Consider the following 527-nt stretch of genomic DNA (forward strand, 5'->3'; position numbering starts at 1 on the left):
GGGGCCCGGGCGGCGGGGGCGATCACGGCCGCCACCCAGTGCGGGTCGCCGTCCAGCAGGCCGGGGCGGACGAGCAGCTGGGGATCGGGCCCGTCCGGACCGCCGTAGAGCACGGCGGGCACGCTGCGGCCGGCCCGGGCCAGCCACTCGGCGGCCTCGGCGGGGGTCGCCCGGTGGATCAGCTCCTCGTACTCCTCCTCTTCCTCGTCGTGGTCGAGCACCGGGTCGGGGTAGTCGGCGTCCTCGTCCTCGGTCGCCAGGTGTTCGGGCACCCAGGCCGGGCCCTCGCCGTCCGGGGCGGCCTTGCTCGCCCAGCGGTAGCGGTCGCGCTCGACCAGCCGCCAGAGCCCGGGTCCGTCCGGCGGACCGTCCAGTGGCAGCACCAACAGGTCGCCGCGCTCGTCGGCGCGCACCTGTACGGCGAGCGCGGGGGCGGCGCCCACGAAGGCGGGCCTGGTCCGGCGGGCGCCCGCGGCGGCGGCCGAGCCGAGCAGTACCAGGCCGGGCACGGCGATCAGGCCGCCGGC

Annotated in this window: 1 protein-coding gene; it reads right to left on the minus strand. The window is 78.9% G+C overall.

Annotation, left to right across the window (positions count from 1 at the left end; translation table 11 throughout):
- The coding region (locus KS423_RS47015) for a hypothetical protein (RefSeq protein ID WP_224285717.1) at positions 1 to 509 on the minus strand (509 nt) is incomplete at its 3' end.
- Positions 510 to 527 lie beyond the last annotated feature (18 nt).

The organism is Streptomyces sp. LS1784 (assembly GCF_020103755.1).
Classification (GTDB): domain Bacteria; phylum Actinomycetota; class Actinomycetes; order Streptomycetales; family Streptomycetaceae; genus Kitasatospora.